At 34.9% G+C, this 17,299-nt stretch carries 17 protein-coding genes; 4 read left to right on the top strand and 13 right to left on the bottom strand.

The window, feature by feature from the left end:
• Window positions 1–262 precede the first annotated feature (262 nt).
• The 7 genes from AEA09_RS04955 to AEA09_RS04930 form a co-directional block, all read right to left on the bottom strand.
• Window positions 263–1,219 (bottom strand): SDR family NAD(P)-dependent oxidoreductase, encoded by a 957-nt coding sequence (locus AEA09_RS04955; protein ID WP_053582782.1) that lies wholly within the window; start codon window positions 1,217–1,219, stop codon window positions 263–265.
• Window positions 1,220–1,306: 87 nt separating this feature from the next.
• A complete protein-coding gene (locus tag AEA09_RS04950; RefSeq protein WP_053582781.1) occupies window positions 1,307–1,876 on the bottom strand; it encodes a TetR/AcrR family transcriptional regulator in 570 nt (189 codons plus the stop codon).
• A gap of 118 nt (window positions 1,877–1,994) precedes the next feature.
• Window positions 1,995–2,147 (bottom strand): hypothetical protein, encoded by a 153-nt coding sequence (locus AEA09_RS19815; RefSeq protein ID WP_156312052.1) that lies wholly within the window; start codon window positions 2,145–2,147, stop codon window positions 1,995–1,997.
• Window positions 2,148–2,310: 163 nt separating this feature from the next.
• Window positions 2,311–2,736, bottom strand: coding sequence for a GatB/YqeY domain-containing protein (locus tag AEA09_RS04945; RefSeq protein ID WP_053582780.1), 426 nt, complete (start codon window positions 2,734–2,736; stop codon window positions 2,311–2,313).
• Window positions 2,737–3,345: 609 nt separating this feature from the next.
• Complete coding sequence (locus AEA09_RS04940; protein ID WP_053582779.1) at window positions 3,346–4,380, bottom strand: DUF1835 domain-containing protein; 1,035 nt, start codon at window positions 4,378–4,380, stop codon at window positions 3,346–3,348.
• A gap of 133 nt (window positions 4,381–4,513) precedes the next feature.
• Window positions 4,514–4,930: a YhfM domain-containing protein gene (locus AEA09_RS04935; RefSeq protein WP_053582778.1), complete on the bottom strand. Its 417-nt coding sequence runs from the start codon at window positions 4,928–4,930 to the stop codon at window positions 4,514–4,516.
• Between the two features lie 298 nt (window positions 4,931–5,228).
• Window positions 5,229–5,996 (bottom strand): formate/nitrite transporter family protein, encoded by a 768-nt coding sequence (locus tag AEA09_RS04930; protein ID WP_053582777.1) that lies wholly within the window; start codon window positions 5,994–5,996, stop codon window positions 5,229–5,231.
• Window positions 5,997–6,337: 341 nt separating this feature from the next.
• Between AEA09_RS04930 and AEA09_RS04920 the strand changes: the two genes are divergently transcribed.
• Window positions 6,338–6,541, top strand: a complete 204-nt coding sequence (locus tag AEA09_RS04920) for a hypothetical protein (RefSeq protein ID WP_053582775.1) — start codon at window positions 6,338–6,340, stop codon at window positions 6,539–6,541.
• Between the two features lie 98 nt (window positions 6,542–6,639).
• On the opposite strand, the gene AEA09_RS19810 is transcribed toward AEA09_RS04920, so the two are convergent.
• Both AEA09_RS19810 and AEA09_RS04915 read right to left on the bottom strand, forming a co-directional pair.
• A complete protein-coding gene (locus AEA09_RS19810; RefSeq protein WP_156312050.1) occupies window positions 6,640–6,789 on the bottom strand; it encodes a hypothetical protein in 150 nt (49 codons plus the stop codon).
• A 121-nt stretch (window positions 6,790–6,910) separates the two neighbouring features.
• The gene (locus AEA09_RS04915; protein WP_053582774.1) at window positions 6,911–7,321 is read right to left on the bottom strand and encodes a GNAT family N-acetyltransferase; all 411 of its coding nucleotides are present in this window, start codon (window positions 7,319–7,321) and stop codon (window positions 6,911–6,913) included.
• Between the two features lie 1,357 nt (window positions 7,322–8,678).
• Between AEA09_RS04915 and AEA09_RS04910 the strand changes: the two genes are divergently transcribed.
• Genes AEA09_RS04910 through AEA09_RS04900 form a run of 3 tightly spaced genes read left to right on the top strand, consistent with a single transcriptional unit; the run spans window position 8,679 to window position 12,355 of the window.
• Window positions 8,679–10,136: a spore germination protein gene (locus tag AEA09_RS04910; RefSeq protein WP_245622782.1), complete on the top strand. Its 1,458-nt coding sequence runs from the start codon at window positions 8,679–8,681 to the stop codon at window positions 10,134–10,136.
• A gap of 30 nt (window positions 10,137–10,166) precedes the next feature.
• Complete coding sequence (locus tag AEA09_RS04905; RefSeq protein ID WP_053582773.1) at window positions 10,167–11,246, top strand: GerAB/ArcD/ProY family transporter; 1,080 nt, start codon at window positions 10,167–10,169, stop codon at window positions 11,244–11,246.
• On the top strand, window positions 11,243–12,355 hold the full coding sequence (locus AEA09_RS04900; RefSeq protein WP_053582772.1) for a Ger(x)C family spore germination protein: 1,113 nt from the start codon (window positions 11,243–11,245) through the stop codon (window positions 12,353–12,355). Before AEA09_RS04905 ends, AEA09_RS04900 begins: the two co-directional genes overlap by 4 nt.
• A gap of 165 nt (window positions 12,356–12,520) precedes the next feature.
• Here the strand turns inward: AEA09_RS04900 and AEA09_RS04895 are convergent, their stop codons facing one another.
• The 4 genes from AEA09_RS04895 to spoIIP all read right to left on the bottom strand — a co-directional run bounded on the left by AEA09_RS04895 (window position 12,521) and on the right by spoIIP (window position 17,266).
• Window positions 12,521–13,171 (bottom strand): FusB/FusC family EF-G-binding protein, encoded by a 651-nt coding sequence (locus AEA09_RS04895; RefSeq protein WP_053582771.1) that lies wholly within the window; start codon window positions 13,169–13,171, stop codon window positions 12,521–12,523.
• Between the two features lie 150 nt (window positions 13,172–13,321).
• Window positions 13,322–13,603, bottom strand: coding sequence for a CD3324 family protein (locus tag AEA09_RS04890; RefSeq protein WP_053582770.1), 282 nt, complete (start codon window positions 13,601–13,603; stop codon window positions 13,322–13,324).
• 870 nt (window positions 13,604–14,473) lie between these two features.
• On the bottom strand, window positions 14,474–16,300 hold the full coding sequence (lepA, locus tag AEA09_RS04885) for a translation elongation factor 4 (protein WP_053582769.1): 1,827 nt from the start codon (window positions 16,298–16,300) through the stop codon (window positions 14,474–14,476).
• 99 nt (window positions 16,301–16,399) lie between these two features.
• Window positions 16,400–17,266: a stage II sporulation protein P gene (spoIIP, locus tag AEA09_RS04880; RefSeq protein ID WP_053582768.1), complete on the bottom strand. Its 867-nt coding sequence runs from the start codon at window positions 17,264–17,266 to the stop codon at window positions 16,400–16,402.
• Window positions 17,267–17,299: the final 33 nt, after the last annotated feature.

The raw sequence follows: 17,299 nt of genomic DNA, 5'->3' as shown, positions 1-17,299 counted from the left end.
CAACATCATACTAGCCTCTTCGCAAATTTTGGTAGTCACAGAATCTAGCATTTCTATACCTTTAGATTATTACTTAATAAGACGTCATGAATCCCAATGAGGTTCTTCCTATAAATGAATTCACCTTTTTTCTACGTCACAATGTAACATATTTATTGATTTATCTGCAAACAATTTAACCATACAAATTAGTGCATTGTTTTTAAATTAAAACACTTAGCATGTGTAAGGATATAGCCAAAATCTCTATGATGAATACATATTAATATGTGACACTTTGTACTTTTTTATCTTTTTTCATCCATACGATCGTTTCTTGTAGACCTTCCTTATAAGAAGTATAAGATAAAGCACCTATTTCATTTTTACACTTCTCCCCACTCAATAACACCGGTACCTCCGTTAAATACATCATTTCCACCATTTCCTTCATAAAGGGCGAAAAGGTGCCAATCAAGCGAATCATCCCTTTTGAAACTGTACGAACGTCTTTTTTATAGCCTGTTATTTCACGTATAATTAACATTAGCTCCTGCCCCGTAATAGAGGGAACACCTGGAACATTCCAGTTTTGATTGTAAGCATCAGGACGCAGAGCAAGCTCTACCATCGCCTTTGCACCATCAAATGTATAAAGAAATTCTCTCGCTTTTTCCATGTCACCGACGAAATTGGCCTTTTTATTATTTACGACACTTTTTAGTGTTTCATAGAGAATCGTATTTTCTGCATTTGGTCCATATAAATCAGGCATATGAACAATTAATGAGGGAACACCACTATCCTTCAATCTATTTTCCATAGCAAGACGTATTTTTCCCTTTTTCGTGTGTGGCTCCTTAACCGCCTCCTCCTTCACTAAGTGTGTAGTTTGCCTACCATAAGCATAAATATTATCCACAAGCGCAATTTTCGCCTGTTGCATTTTGGCAACCTCAATCATTATATTTAAACACTTTAGATGCTTGTGTTCCCATTCTTGATACGGAAAACTAGCTGCGTGAAAAATGATATCTACCCCTTGTGCAGCTTCCAACAGGTCCTGTTTGTTTAATGCATCCCCTGCAAAAATCGTGACATTCTCTTTATGTTGAAAAAGAGAGGCTAGTTTTTCTTTTCCTCTTGCAAAAGCAATCACCTCTATATCTTTTGATACTAATTCACAGACAAGCGCATATCCCATTCCACCTGATGCACCTACTACTAACGCTTTTTTCATAACACAACCCCCTTTTAATTAACCACTGGTCAATATAGTGCAAAAACAAACTCTAGATTTACAAAAATCAATCCAGAGCGACCCTACTTATTTTAAAGCTTTGACGATAAATTCAGCATGTAAATGAGCAGCCTCTTTCGCTTCATCAAAGCTCACAACGTAACCCCGATAATGGGCAACAAAACCATGTAGCGCCATAAATGCTGAATAGATATCTGAAATCAACAATTGATCATCGGATAAAGATTGTACCGACTGAGCGAATTTTTCGTAGCTGAGATTGGCAGCCTCTTGGGATAACCCATCTACTTCATTACTTCTTAGCATAAACATGTATTCGTATTGGCTCTGATGGTTTAACCCAAATTCCATAAAGCCCAGGAATACATGATAAAGTTTAGTCTGATTATCATCTGTGCCATTTACTGTCTCATCTAAAAAATGATTTAATTCAGCAAAGTATCCCTCAATAATCACGTAAAATAACTCCGCTTTATTTTTAAAATGATAGTAAATTGCACCGTGACTACAGCCAAGTTCTTTCGCGATACTGCGCATAGATACTTGATGGAAATCCTTTTCAATAAATTGCTTTCTTGCTTCTTCAACAATCATTTCTTGTGTCAATTCTTGTGATGCAGGTTTACGTGGTGACATAATTCCCTCCTTATACTGACCGGTGGTTAATTAACAGTATAGTATATTCTAATTATTTTGACAACAAAGGGAGGTAAAGCCTTACGATTATTAATGCGCAATTACAACTTGAAAGAATTTAATCCAAAATAAACTTTACAAAACGAATCATTATTTTCGGGATAAACATAAGGATATTCCAAATGATTTCGAATACGATCGTACCAGAAACCTCATCCACTATGTCTTTTATAAAATTTTTTGCGAGTTCTTTTAGTTTTTTCTTTCTCATTTCTTCCTCTTTATCTACCTATAATTTCTAAATTACTTTTAGTTGCTCTTGTATATACTACCACCAATTTAATAGGGATTCCTCGTTTCCCTACATCTTTTAACATAAATCTCATCAGTAATATGAAAAAGATGGCTTTGCAAAGCCATCTTTTTTCCCCATTTTAAATTAAGCTTTTCACAACTTTTGAAATAACAGCGCCTTCTGCTTGACCATTTAATAATGGTTTGGCAATTTTCATGGCATCGCCCATACTCATGCCCTTTGTAACACCTGCTGCAGTTAACTTTTCTACAATTTCATCTTCTGACAACTGCTTCGGAAGGAATGATTTTAAAAGCACTAACTTCGCTTCCTCTTTTTCAATTAAGTCTGCACGGCCAGCTGATTGAGCGCCTTCTAATGCTTGGTTGGTTTGTTTTACTTCACGGTTGATAATAGCAAGCTCTTCATCATGTGACAACGCCTCGCCCTTTTCCTTCTCAGCAGAATCTAACGCTGATTTCACAAGTGTTAATACGCCTTTTGCTAGTACATCTTTTTCTTTCATTGCCTTTTTTAGTTGTTCGAATACTTCAGTTTTTAACATATGGGTAGCTCCTTCAAGATTATTTTATCGTTTCTATTGTATCATAATCGCCCATTTTACTACTTGAAGGGGATTGTCCTAAAAGAAAAAATGGAGCTTATTTTATTACTTTTCCTTCATAATTTTATATTTAGGCACATGAACGCCCATTTAGCTCTTCATTTGCTTTTTAAAGCCCGTTACCGCAAAGAAAAATATCACAATGGTTTAGCCGATTACCACAAAAGAGGTGCAACTATAAACTAAAAGGCGCAGCTTGTGTGTCATCGAATCCGATTACCGTATGCTAACTTTTTCTGCTTTTGTGAGCATCTAATAAGTTTGAACAAAAAAACCACAGCCTCAAGGGGTGTGGTAATGTAAATGATGCTCATTTTATTAAATTATCTTACTTGTTTAAGTATAAATACATCTGCCCTTGTGTCTACTATATCGTGCTTTAATACGCTTACTTTTGCGTTCTTCCTTTCTCAAAAAATATATACTTATCTATTTCACTGTTTACAAATTTATTAGTTCATTGTTCTATATTGCCAACTTACATAAGTTTCTTAGCAACTCTAGTATTCATTCTCCCTACGATTTTTTAGGAAGTCAAAACATCCAAAATTAATGATTCGTCAAGTACTCATCATTCAATTTCACTTCGTAATAGCGCATAGCCTTTAAATTTCCTTTGTAAGAAAAAACACCTTGCTCTATTAAACTACGAAGGCGGTATTCTATCCATTTTCCCCCTACAAATTGCTCCATATGCCCAAGCACTTCCCCAATTAAACGGGCCGACTTCCTATACTCAACCTTACCATCTTCCAAATACATGCGCTGTGCACATTCTATAATGAAACTATCATCGCGGCTCTCATCGAGATTGTACCAAAGTTCTTGATGTTCCCATGTCCGAATAATATTTTTCTCGTTCGCAAGCATCAGCAAGCCTTCTTTGCAAAGTGCCTGACGTTTTGCCTTTTGCAAAGGGCGCAATTCATATTGCTCATAAAAAAGACGTAAATTTTCTGAAGTTACTTCTCCAGATGTTTTCGGATAGCACTCCTCCACTAACTGTGGATACGTATAGATTTCATGGAAAGCCGTAAACGTATCCAGAACGAATACCGTATTCAGCTTATCCTTTAACCACGCTAAAACAAGACGCAAGCCGGTTTGCTCATGTGCATTCTGGCAAGTCCAAATGACAATATCCTGATTAGATGAAATGTTCATCACTTTTTCTACAGCTTTTAGCATGCCGTGCATATAATGTTCAAGCCCATCATCCTCAAGAATGTAACGCTCCTGGAACCATCTGAAACGATCCTCAATACCGACTTCTATATGTAAATCCTTCACTGGACCAACCGATAAAATATCTGGCAACACAATGATCTCCTCTGTCAGTTCATAGTCCGTATCTCGCATTGCTATGCTTAAGCTCCCACCTGGTGAATCACCAAAGACAATATGTACCGTTTGTGCATTTTTCGTCACTTGCTCTTCCTCTCCTATCTTAATGATAGACTGTTGCATTGCCCTCATCTTTTCCTCACTCAACTCGCTATTACTTAACAATAGGAAAAGCATCGACTTTGCGTCTTCTGCACTCAACCCTTTAATTGCTTGTTTCAACCGATTAATATTTTCCAAATATCCCCACCTCTTTACCTATAATATACATAGAAAATTTATTGCTTCTATCCATTAAAGATTTCAGCTAACTTTCAAATACGGAGCAATTAGCATTATTTGAAGCAATGAAACTAGAATTATTTCCAGAGAATTATTTAACTAAATCAATTAACTGATTAGTAATTTCTTCTGAGATGGAATACCTAATGTGTGTATCATCAACATTCATTAAGGTGCTTTTTTGTCCTTTTTCCCCTACCCATAAATGATAACCTTGCTTATTTCTGTCAGTATAAATGACTTTTAAATCAAATTGAGGTTCTTCCATATCCGCTATACCTTCTAACTTTACAGCGTTTGTGATGGCATTCTTGAATATATCAAGAGTTTCTTTATCTTCATATACTATATAAAAATCCGAATTCACTTTACCGAAACCACTAGATTTTGAGATACTTACCTTTGATAAATCTTCATCTGCAAATCCGTTATTATCATTTGATTGGCAACCCATGAGAAATACAGATATTAAAGACAATGTTAAAACGAGTAACATAATTTTTTTCATACATCATAACCTCCAATCCTATTGTATTTAGACAATGCAAATCCTTTTAAAGATTCATTCTGTTAAATTTAATCAGATTAGATACTAGATACTAATTTTCAATAAACAACAACAAACTTTACGGAATGAGCCAATTATATGTTGATTGACATCAAACTATTAAGGAATTGGCGTCTCTTGAAAAAATATCATTTTCCATTTATCCTTTTTCAACTTCCAAATCAGACACTAAAAAATTTATCTCGTCATGCTTATCTTATACTTCTGTATCTACTACAGGCGACATTGATGTAGTCATTTATGTATTGGATTCCTTTACATTCATCCAATACATAAATCCAATCACAGCGCCACCAATAATATTGCCTAGCGTCACTGGCACTAAATTCGCTACCATACCACTAAACGACACTAACTCCCCGTGTGGAATCATTAGTGCAAGGCTAAATAACGTCATATTCGCAACACTATGCTCAAATCCTGATGTTATGAACGGGAAAATACAGCAAAAAATCATAGCAATTTTAGCTATTTCCGTTTTCAATTTATAGTTGCACCATACGGCCAAACAGACGAGGAGATTACATAAAATCCCTCGGCATAGCAGTGCCACGAATCCAGCATTCATCTTTACAGTGGCTAGCTTTTCAATATAGGCAGCCATATCGCCAACTGCAAGCCCTGCATAAAAAAATAACACCGCAGCGAACAGTGAACCGAAAAAGTTTCCAATATAGCTAAACGTCCAAATACTTAGCATTTCTACTGGTGACGTTTTTTTCGAAAGCGTACTTACAGTGAGCACTAAATTATCACCCGTAAATAAATTTGCCCCGCCCATCATTACCATACTTAGCGCCACACCAAACGCGAGCCCCTGCACAATTTTCATGCTTGGCACACCTGTGGGATCAAATAGACCTCCTATCGTCACAATGAGTAATACACCAAAGCCAATATAGAGGCCACCCAAAATGGTTTGTAAAAAATAATTACCTGGTCTTTGCTTCATCATTTGCACTTTCGATTCTGCAACGGCATTCATCGCAAGCATAGCTGCTTTCATAAAGAATCAACCCCTCCACTTACCTGCACCTTTTCTATTACTAGCATAACTCATTTTTATCATCCTCAAAATAAGTAATTGATAAATATTGGTTATTATTTAAATATTTGATTGAAAATAATAACCACATTTAGTCGCTAAACTAACTGAAATTTCTTATATTTCTTTTCCTCATCTTCAATATTTTCAACTTCTTCTTTTGTACTGTTTCCACAAAGTTTATTGTTCCTTGTTATAATATAAAAAATAACTAAAAGAAAAAATGGAGTAAATCGGCATTTTATTTTCCGACCAAACATTGGATTTGAAAAAATGAAAGTGTAAGCAAAGGGGATGAGGATTTGAAAAAGGATCAAGTACATTATCTTTTTTTTCCTGTGATTTATTTTATTCTTGTAACGGGTGATCAATTTTTTTCAAGTAGTGATATTAAATGGGGCGAAAATTTGTCTCTTATGTTACTTAGTTTTGTAGTGCTGTACTTAGTATTACTATTTATTAATTGGGCGGAAATACCTTACGATTGGGGAAAGAAAGATAAATGAAATTGTTGATAATTAGTGATTTTATATAAAAACATTCATCTGTCGCCTTCGTTTGACGTAGATGTATCAATCACTTGGTATACAATCGTAGTTAATGACTATAAACAGCGTTCCTTGTACGCTAAATCCTCAATAACCTTGCTATACGCACTTACATACTGACCACATTTTAACATCCGTCCGCGCACCTTTATCTCTTGATGTGTTGCCTTTATTATTAGAGCCGGAATACCGTCACCAAACTCCAAGTTTCATCATCCAAGTAAATTGGTTTTTTACAATATACAAAGAAATAAAAGAAAGAGGGGGAATAAAAAAATCCACTCTTTTTTGGAGGGCGGGTTTAAGTGGATTCAACTATTTGATTCGTTACTCATAAAACAACATCATTCCAGGTGCATCAATATCTCGTTCAACAAATCCAAGCTTATGATAAAATAGTTGCTTCCCTTTTGCACAAGATAATTGAATCCATTTTATATCCTCACGTTTACAATGTGCTAATAAAGCTTCCATCACTGTTGTACCAATCCCTTGTCGTTGGTAAGTTGGATGAACCATGACGTCACAAATAAATGTTTGGTAAATACCATCCGAAATAATACGACCATACCCAATTAATGCCGTACCATCATAGATTGACATGCTAAACCAACTATTACAAATTGCTTGATACAGTTGGTCATACGTATATAATCCTTTCGCATTCCAACCAGTCGCTTTGTGTAATACTTGATAATCTTCAAATGAAGGATTTTTGTCACATAGTTTGTACATCATGATCAACCTCCTCAATATCTTTTGAATAAATATACAATAAAAAGAATTTAAATTCAATCAGGTGCACAAAAATTACTAATAAATAATAGCAAAGACCACCCACAATTAGACATCCTTATTCGGATAAATCAACAGTTTGAGGTGATCTTTTTCTTACTTCAATAAAACTGGTAAAATTAAATTTGAATAATATATAATATGTTGAAAAAATAATAACTAATTCTATTCAATAATCACCTATCCAGTAGACACAAAAAATCTACTGGTTAGTTTTTTTGTGTTCAGTATTTTCACTCACCAATAATTGCTGCATATATTATTAGGAATTTTGGGTCATTACTAAAACTTGTCCTTAACTTTTAAAAAAGTAACAGTCATGGAGCATCTTATGCATTTTGCTAAAATATCTTCATTCACAAGTATCCGACAAATAATATTGTATCTACACTAACAAAACAACCGAAAAACAGCTAAAAAAGTATAAAAACAAAGCAAAATGGAGCCATATTCGCTCCGATGATCATGCTGTAAAATAAAACAAACAGGACAATAGACTTATACTCATTCTAATGAAACAGGCTATAAAAATGCTTAATTCGCTCTAAAAAACGCAACATTGAATACCTTTTTCTTCCGAATGAATCATCTTAATAGCATCTGTCACTTATCATGTTATTTTAACGACATGATAAGTGACAGGTGCTTTTTTGAAAAACGCCGCCTTCCCTTACACATATTTTAAGTAATTGGCAAGGAACATTAATCTATATATCAATGAAGAAACGCTTCGAAAAAAGAGTGAATATTTTTCAGAAACACGTATAAATGCCCATATAACTATGTTTCTATACGAAGAATCGCATCAGCTTTTTTTAAGAATTCGAGCAGCTAAAAAATTGTAATGCCGAATATAAATCAGCAAACGTTCTTTGTTGAACTTTCCTCAAATCACATTTTTTCATCAAAATATTTCGAGGTCATTTTCGTTTTAACATAGAAAGTTTTACTGATGACTTAAAATACTTCGAATTTATACAAACTCGCGATTTTGATATACGATATATTTTTAAATAAGCGCCATTTCAGGTCTTTAGTCAGGTTTGGCACATATTTATATTTAAGTCGTATATCAATTTTGGCAAATGAGCTTTTTAACGTTTGAAAAATATTCTAAAAAAATTGGTTGTTTAATATTCGCTCGTGAAAATCGAATGCAACCTCACGATTTTCCCCTACTCAGAACTCCGGCAAATGTTTTACAAGGACAGAATTTGGTGTAGAGTCGAAATTTTAATACATAATTTTTCAAAAAATGGACAATCTAATTTTATCTATTTAGAGAAAGGCGTGTGGTACTTTGAAATATAAGTTGGTACGTACCACGAAAGTTAATATGCAGTATAAAAAGGCTCCTACGGTGGAGAGTGTTTTAGCTGAGGAGACGGTTAAAGCTTTAAGGGAAATTACAAACCATATTCAAGATGCCGTTTTCAAAGATATTCCCACAAAAGAAGGTATGGTTACGATTATTCATTCCAATTCTCTCGTTGAGAAGAGAACATTACAAGAGGTAGTACTAGTTCCTTTATGTAATCATATCCATCAAATTCATCAATTAGCTACACCCGTCGATTTAAAAGAATTTAAAGGTATTATAGAAAAAATCGGTGGTGGACATACGCTACTGTACTTTCATCAAACACATCAATTACTTTCGTTGAACACTTATAGTGCGCCTACACGTACAATAACGGATACTGCAACAGAATCAACTGTCATTGGACCACAAGATGCATTTACAGAATCATTAGACACCAATATTTCTTTAGTGAGAAGACGTATACGAAACCCTATGCTGAAAAATGAAGACCGTATATTAGGAACAGAATCCAATTTTAGAATTTCCATATTGTATATTGAGGATCTCGTAAACAAAGAAAATTTAGATACGTTAAAACAGCGAATAGATAAGGTGCATTACCCGATATTTACGGATATCTCGATGTTAATGCAATCTATTGAAGATAACCCTTTATCACCTTTTCCACAGTATTACATGAGCGTACGACCAGATAGTATTAGTCAGTATCTCCTTGATGGAAGAATCGTTGTTTTTATGGATAATAGTCAAGCAGCCATCGTTGGTCCTACATCATTTTTCGAAATGTTCATATCTATTGAAGATTATTATAACCGTTGGACAATGGCGTCCCTTCTAAGGATGCTTCGTTTTTTTGGTTTTTTCTTGACAATCATGATAACACCAACTTATATCTCTGCATTAGTTTTTCATCCGGAGCTTCTTCCTTACGAACTTTTATTGAATCTACAAGAGTCAAGAAGTAACGTTCCTCTCCCACCACTCATTGAAGTATTGTTCATTGAGTTAATCATTGAAGTTTTAAGGGAAGCTGGATCGCGAATGCCTACGAAAGTCGGACAAACAATTGGTATCGTAGGGGGTATTGTAATTGGTACTGCAGCGGTAGACGCTGGACTAGTAAGTAATATATTAATTGTCTTAGTCGCGATTTCTGCATTACTTTCTTTCCTTCCACCCATCTTTTTAATGAGTAATACGAGTAGATTTGTTCGATATATTTTTATTTTTTCTGCAGGTTTTTTTGGGATGTACGGACAAATGCTAGCGTTTGCTTGGTTATTCGCTCATTTACTAAGTTTAAATTCATTAGGAACACCATATATGACTCCTTTTATTCCCCGGAAGGCTACAGATTTATTGGACAGTATTGTTCGATTTCCAACAGCCTATTTAAAAAATCGAAAGGGAATATCAAGAGCGCAGAAAAAGTAAAAAGCTTCATGGAAGTTGAGGTAATTTAAGATGAGTACACACACGAAGAAAATTTTGAATGGCTATCATGTTGTTTTTTTGGCGCAAAGTGCAATGATTGGTTCTGGAATACTTACACTACCTCGAGAACTTAGTTCTGTGGGCTATAGTCAAACATTTCTCCCTATTTTATTTGGAGTGTTTGCAAGTTTAACATTGTGGCCCATGGTTTGGCTTAACTTAAAGTATCCTAATGAAAACTTATTTCGCATCAATGAAATATTACTGGGTAAGGGGTTAGGGAAGATTCTCAATGTATTGATCATTCTTCAGTTCACCCTTTTCATTGCGGGAATTATTAATAAATATATGCACCTTATTCAAAGTACAGCTCTCCCAGAGCAAACGATTACTAAGCCGGTTCTACTTTTTCTATTACTTCTTATTTACATCGTAAATGGAGGGATAAAATCCATCGCAAGATTTTGCATGCTAACCTTTTTTCTAACGATAGGTATTTTTTATTTTACGTATTGGGCTGTTCAAAAAGGAGATTTCAGTCATTTATTCCCATTATTTAATTTCAATGGCAAGGAACTTTTTGAAGCGATGGGAAAAGGCTATCTAGCTGTTCTGGGATATGGAGCAATCATGTTTTATTTTCCGTATATTGTAGATCAAAAAAAAGCGTTCAAACATGTGTTAACAGGTATTTGGATAAGTATAAGTCTTTGTTTTATAACTGTCCTCATAAGTGTTATGTATTTTTCAGAATGGCAGTTGAAACATATAGAATTCTCCATATTAAATCTGTTGAAATCTGGAGAGCTTTCTTTTGTAGAAAGATTCGATATTATTGGCGTGACATTATGGGTATTTCTAATTTTGACTACAGTTGCAGTATATTTATGGAGTGCAAAGGAAGGCATAGTTTCCCTGTTCTCTAAAGAAAAGAAATATTATATATATGTACTCACAGCAATTGTTTTCCTAATTGTGCGAATACCCTTTCCACAAGAATTCCAAGACAAATTTTTTACAACCGTTAATTATATTGCTTATTTTTTGATTGTTTGGCCTTCATTTTTGAGTATCATCTACTTACTTCGAAAAAAGCAGGTGCAACCATGAATAAAAAAATTCTCTTATTTACCACTTTAATTGGACTTACTTTTTTAGTAGGCTGTTCAAGGGCAGAACACAAAGTACCTCTGGAAGAGATCGGTCTGGCCGGCATTATGGCATTTGACTATATTGATGAAAATAAGGTGCAGTTAAGTGTAGCCATCCCTCAACATTCTCCTGGAGCAAAGGCAAGTACTCAGGTTTTCTCTGTTCCTACTGAATTACTTTCTAAAGGCATCGTCGATATAGAGGCGCTTTCAGATAAAAAGATTTTATTCAACCAATTACGTGTGGTTCTTATTAATGAGGAATTCGCTCGAAAAGGAAGAGTAGAAAGAATGATTCAACATTTATACAGAAATCCTGAGCCAGGTAACAAAGTGCTAATTGCAATCGTTAAAGGTTCTAGTGAAGAATTGATTAACGCTGATTATCCAAACAAACCAGATATTAACTATTATATAAATGATTTATTATTGCCAACTATCAATACTGCATTTAATCCAAATACGAATATTCATGATTTTATATATACCGCAACAAATCCAGTATTTGATCCCCTCCTGCCTATAATAGAAAAAAAGGATGACAAACTAGAAATTACAGGTGTCGCTTTATTTAAAAATAATAATATGTTTGAAACCTTAACACCAGAAGAAGCGTTCATCATCCAAGACCTTATAGGGAAAAAAAAACTTGCTCCACTCTCCGTTGAATTAAATCAAGGACATGGCAAAGAAAGCCTAATGCTAGAGCGAGTAAAAAGTAGGGTGAAAATGAAGAGCAATAAAAATATAAAGTCGCCAAAGCTAACAATTTCATTGTTTTATAAAGGTACGCTTGTAGAGTACACAGGCGAACGAGAAAATGATTTACATTCTCCAGAAAGCTTGTCAAAACTAGAAAAAGATATAAATAAACAAGTCGAGGAAGAAGTCAAAAAAACATTAAACAAACTTAAAGAACTAAAGGTGGACCCAATTGGTTTAAGTGAAAATTTCCGTATGTACTATGACGGGAAGTGGACGAAAGAAATGACGGAAGAGAACATTAGTAAGTTAGAAGTGGATATCCAAGTTAAGACGTCAATTATTAGTACAGGTACTTTAGATTAACACAATATTAAAGCATAGCTAAAAGGATAAAGGCCACATATTCCTTGCAAGAATAGATGATCTTTATCTCTTTTTAACGTAAGCACCGAACATATCCCACCTTTTACAAATCTCCTGATTGGTTTAGGTAACGTAATATTCGTGTGGAAAGATTCATTTCAAAAGTTATTTAAGTAGAGATTCTTTTAAGAAGTCCTTCAAATAAGAATCATCTGTAATGTTTTTATTACATTGACTACTATCTACGCAAATAAGGTTTCCGATAGACTTATAATAATCTGGATTATTTAGTTTTTTCGCCTTTGTTACGGTAGAAAAATGAGTAACTTCCCCGTGACAATGGCAAATGGAGCAAATATTTTTCTTTGTTGACGGTGAAAATGTACACTCTATCCCGACTAATTGTCCCTCTAGCTCATAAAGTAAATACTTTTTATTTGATCTACTATCATTCCAACTTAAGTAAGTTAAGCGTTTTAAGTCTACATTTGATAAATCAGGTAGCTTTAGTTTTTTACTTTTTGGAAATAGTTTTTTTAGTTGTTGCTCGGTAACGGTTGGGAAGGGTAACAAATAGTTAACAAGTTGCTCTAGAGCTTGTTCATACTCTTCAACTGTTTTAAGTTTAGAAAAATCTAGTATATTTTTTTGCGAAGCTGTCATATTTGGAATACAGTTCAGTATTTTTTCATTTGATAAATCATAAACAGAGGCTAGAACACCAGCAGGTAAATGTTGCTTAGTACTATCTTTGATCCAAGCAACTTGTTTACTGATAAAGTTGAACTGTTCGTTTTTAATAAATCTTTCGGTCATCAAGTTTCACTCCTAAATTTATTGCTATTGTTTTGGTACACTTATTTTAATGGAAAAAATGATGTTCTAATAGTGCTAGAATCATTTAGAAACGTTTTATACATAAAGTACCCCCTTGTAAATGTAGCCTAACATTTACAAGGGGGTTGATCAGTACTTAGTATTATTGTTATGTGAGTAGACAATTTTTTTTATTGTTTCAACGGAGAGATAAAATTCCTGTGCTAGTTGCTCAATACGAGTACCTTTTGTGAAAGCATCTCGAATAGCTGCATTACGGTAGTCTAACCGCTGTCTAGTCCCACTCGACGTTCCCCATTTTTGATAATCTTTTTCAGGCTTAGGAATATAAAGTGTTTCCCCTTGTACATATTTTTGAATTTCTAAAATTAGCTTTTCAGGTAAAACCTTCTGTGCGTTTGTATACTTCAATTTTACTCGCTCCTTATTATAAATTCGAATAAGGGAGCAAAGCCAATTGTTTAGAAAAGCTTGTTTAGCGATAAAATTAAATTTTTCGCCCCATGCAAAGTATCGCCTTTCTTGTTACTGGCTTTGCATGAGTGTGAGAAGTATCAGACAATCGTAATGGATTCTCCAACTGTAAGCACCCCCTTAAAGAATGAATTTACTGAAACGTATATTGCCTTGAAGTATTATGGAATTTTTTCGAATTGAAATTAATGAGTTCTCTTCAATCTTCCATTATATATAAAAATCTCTTTAGCTCAATACCCATTATCGCCAAAAAGTATACAAAAAAGTATCTGTGACTGGTCTTATGTCAGCCTTACAAGCATGTTTAGATACAACTAAAAAGTCCACTAAAAGAAAAAAGGCTTCAAAATCACGAAAAATACGCTCAGTTAAGTTTTTTTCAATGAAAAAGACCATTCCCTTAAGAAATAGTCTATGTATTACCATCAGGTATGTTGATTAACTAATTTTATCCAATTTCAATGATAGAAAAAGTTGATTTCTGCTGCGGGCAAGAGGGAGCTGGTTACGGAACAAAAGTATTCAGCTACGCTCAGATTAAGAAATTTCTAGCAAATTCAAGTGCTTCTTCAAAAGAATCAAATTGAAAATATTCTAGTTCGTTGTTAAGATCATACCTGTTATTCCTTTTACAAATGACCATTTTTATGTACATTTCAAAAAAAAAGAAAGGAATTCCAACGATATATCATCTTCCATTGTTCAAAAGTCTTAACTTTTAAAACAATGGAATATCGGTGGAAATCCTTACTAAAATAGTTTTATTTTAATTTCAACAAATCTTAATACATTGATGTGAAAACGTTATTTCGAATCATCCATCTTCAAAACTGCCATGAAGGCTTCTTGTGGGACTTCGACCGAACCAACTTGTTTCATACGTTTCTTACCTGCTTTTTGTTTTTCAAGTAATTTACGTTTACGAGAAATGTCACCACCGTAACATTTTGCAAGTACGTTTTTACCCATTGATTTAATTGTTGAACGAGCTACAATTTTTTGTCCAATTGCTGCTTGAATTGGCACTTCAAATTGTTGACGTGGGATTAATTCTTTCAGTTTTTCTACGATTATTTTACCACGTTCATAAGCAAAATCACGGTGAACGATGAAGCTTAGTGCATCGACTTGTTCACTGTTTAGAAGGATATCCATTTTTACAAGCTTAGATGTTTTGTAGCCAATTAACTCATAGTCAAAAGACGCATAGCCTTTTGTATTTGATTTTAAGTAATCGAAGAAATCATAAACGATTTCCGATAGTGGCATTTCATAAATGATGCTAACACGGGAAGTGTCGATATAATCCATTGTCATGAAATTACCGCGTTTGATTTGACAAAGCTCCATAACAGCTCCAACGTAATCATTTGGTACCATAATTGTAGCTTTAACATAGGGTTCTTCAACGCGGTCAATTTTTTGTGGATCTGGCATCATCGCCGGGTTATCGACCTTCATCGATGAACCATCTGTCATGTGCACATCGTAAATTACAGATGGAGCCGTTGTAATTAGGTCAATATTGAATTCACGCTCGATACGTTCCTGTATGATTTCCATGTGTAAAAGTCCTAAGAATCCACAACGGAAACCGAAGCCAAGTGCTTGTGATGTTTCAGGCTCATATTGAAGCGCGGAGTCATTTAACTCTAATTTTTCTAACGCATCACGCAAGTCGTTATATTTCGCTGTGTCAATCGGGTATAAACCGCAATATACCATTGGATTTAAACGACGGTAACCAGCTAAAGCTTCTGTTGCTTGGTTATTTGCTAATGTGACAGTATCCCCTACGCGCGTGTCGCCAACGTTTTTAATAGATGCTGTTAAGTAACCAACATCGCCAACAGTTAATTCTGCTTGTGGCGTGATTTTCGGTGTATGAATACCGACTTCAATAACTTCGAATTCTGCACCAGTTGCCATCATGCGGATTTTATCGCCGGGTTTTACTGTACCATTCATAATACGGATAGAAATGATAACACCTTTGTATGGATCGTACACAGAGTCGAAAATAAGTGCTTGTAATGGTGCTTCAGGATCGCCTGTTGGTGCTGGTACTTTTTCTACGATTTGTTCTAAAATGTCTACAATCCCGATCCCTGCTTTAGCAGAAGCTAAAACCGCTTCAGAAGCATCTAGACCAATAACATCTTCGACCTCTTGACGTACACGCTCTGGATCTGCTGCAGGTAAGTCGATTTTATTGATGACTGGTAAAATTTCAAGTTCATTATCAAGCGCTAAGTAAACGTTTGCCAACGTTTGCGCTTCGATGCCTTGTGCAGCATCCACGACTAAAATAGCGCCTTCACAAGCCGCTAAACTACGTGATACTTCATATGTGAAATCGACGTGTCCTGGTGTGTCGATTAAATGGAGTGTATACACTTCACCATTTTTTGCTTCATATTTTAGTTGTACTGCATTTAATTTAATGGTAATTCCTCGCTCACGTTCTAAATCCATTGAGTCGAGTAGTTGTGCTTTCATTTCACGGGAAGTCAGTGATTTCGTTTGCTCTAAAATACGGTCAGCAAGCGTAGATTTCCCGTGGTCAATATGTGCGATAATAGAGAAATTCCGAATATTCTCTTGTCTCTTTAAACGTGCTTCTCGGTTCATATCTTCCACTCCTAATTAAACTATACTGAATTATAGCAGTCTCACGCTAGTTTGCGCAATGTCAGAGTGAATTTAGCTGTAAACCAAGAAAAAATTGCTTTAAAATGTGTTCTCTTTGGCAAAAGCAGTAGAAATTGCTTTCCCAAGAATCGCAATTGCACGATTTAACTCTTCTTCCGTATTTTCTACGCCACCAAGTTCAACGATTATCATTTCTTTCGCTAAGTCCTGATTGTAGAGACCATTTCCACCTTCACCGTCTTTCGAGATAACACCTCGTGAAATATTTGGAACAAGTTTATTCATTGCAGTCGATAAACTATCCGCATAAGCTGTATTCCATCTAAAGTTTGGATGCTCCTCTCCTACAACTAAGGCAATTTTTGCATAAGATTCGTTATTATAAGTTATCGTTGATGCCTTCTTGGATATTCCATCTCTATGCAGATCAAGAATAAGATCATAGGATTGTTCCTTTAAACGATTTGCTAGATACGGGCGTACCGTACTGTAAGCGGCATTCATATTCTTTCCCTCTTTCTTCAAGAGCGTCATTACATCCACATCCAACACATCCGTTTGTAAACCATTCGACTGGAAATTATTGGTGATAACATCCTTGAATTTATAAATATTTGTCTGATTGTCATAATTCACTATTTTTCCACTGACTTTTTGCACCATTGGTCCATACGCTTCATGTGAATGCGTAAACAGAATTAACACTTGAAACGGATCCTTTGTACTTTCCGGTTTTGTACTTTCCGGTTCTGTATTTTCCAATTCTGTACTTTCCAGCATAGTTTCTTCAGCTGAATTTGTAGCAGCAAACACCATCTGTGTATCCTCTGCCGCCTTTTTTACCGGAGTCGATGCCTGCTTATTGAACGGAAGTTGCCCTGCAATGACGGGTAATACGAAAAAGAACAATAGTAGACCAGTTGACCATTGTAGTTTTTTTAGCAATTATCACACCCTCCTCCCCATATGGTATGGAGG

The organism is Lysinibacillus contaminans (assembly GCF_001278945.1).
Classification (GTDB): Bacteria; Bacillota; Bacilli; order Bacillales_A; family Planococcaceae; genus Lysinibacillus; species Lysinibacillus contaminans.
Note: the sequence above shows the minus strand (reverse complement) of the source record. Positions and strands in the feature narration are given on the sequence as shown.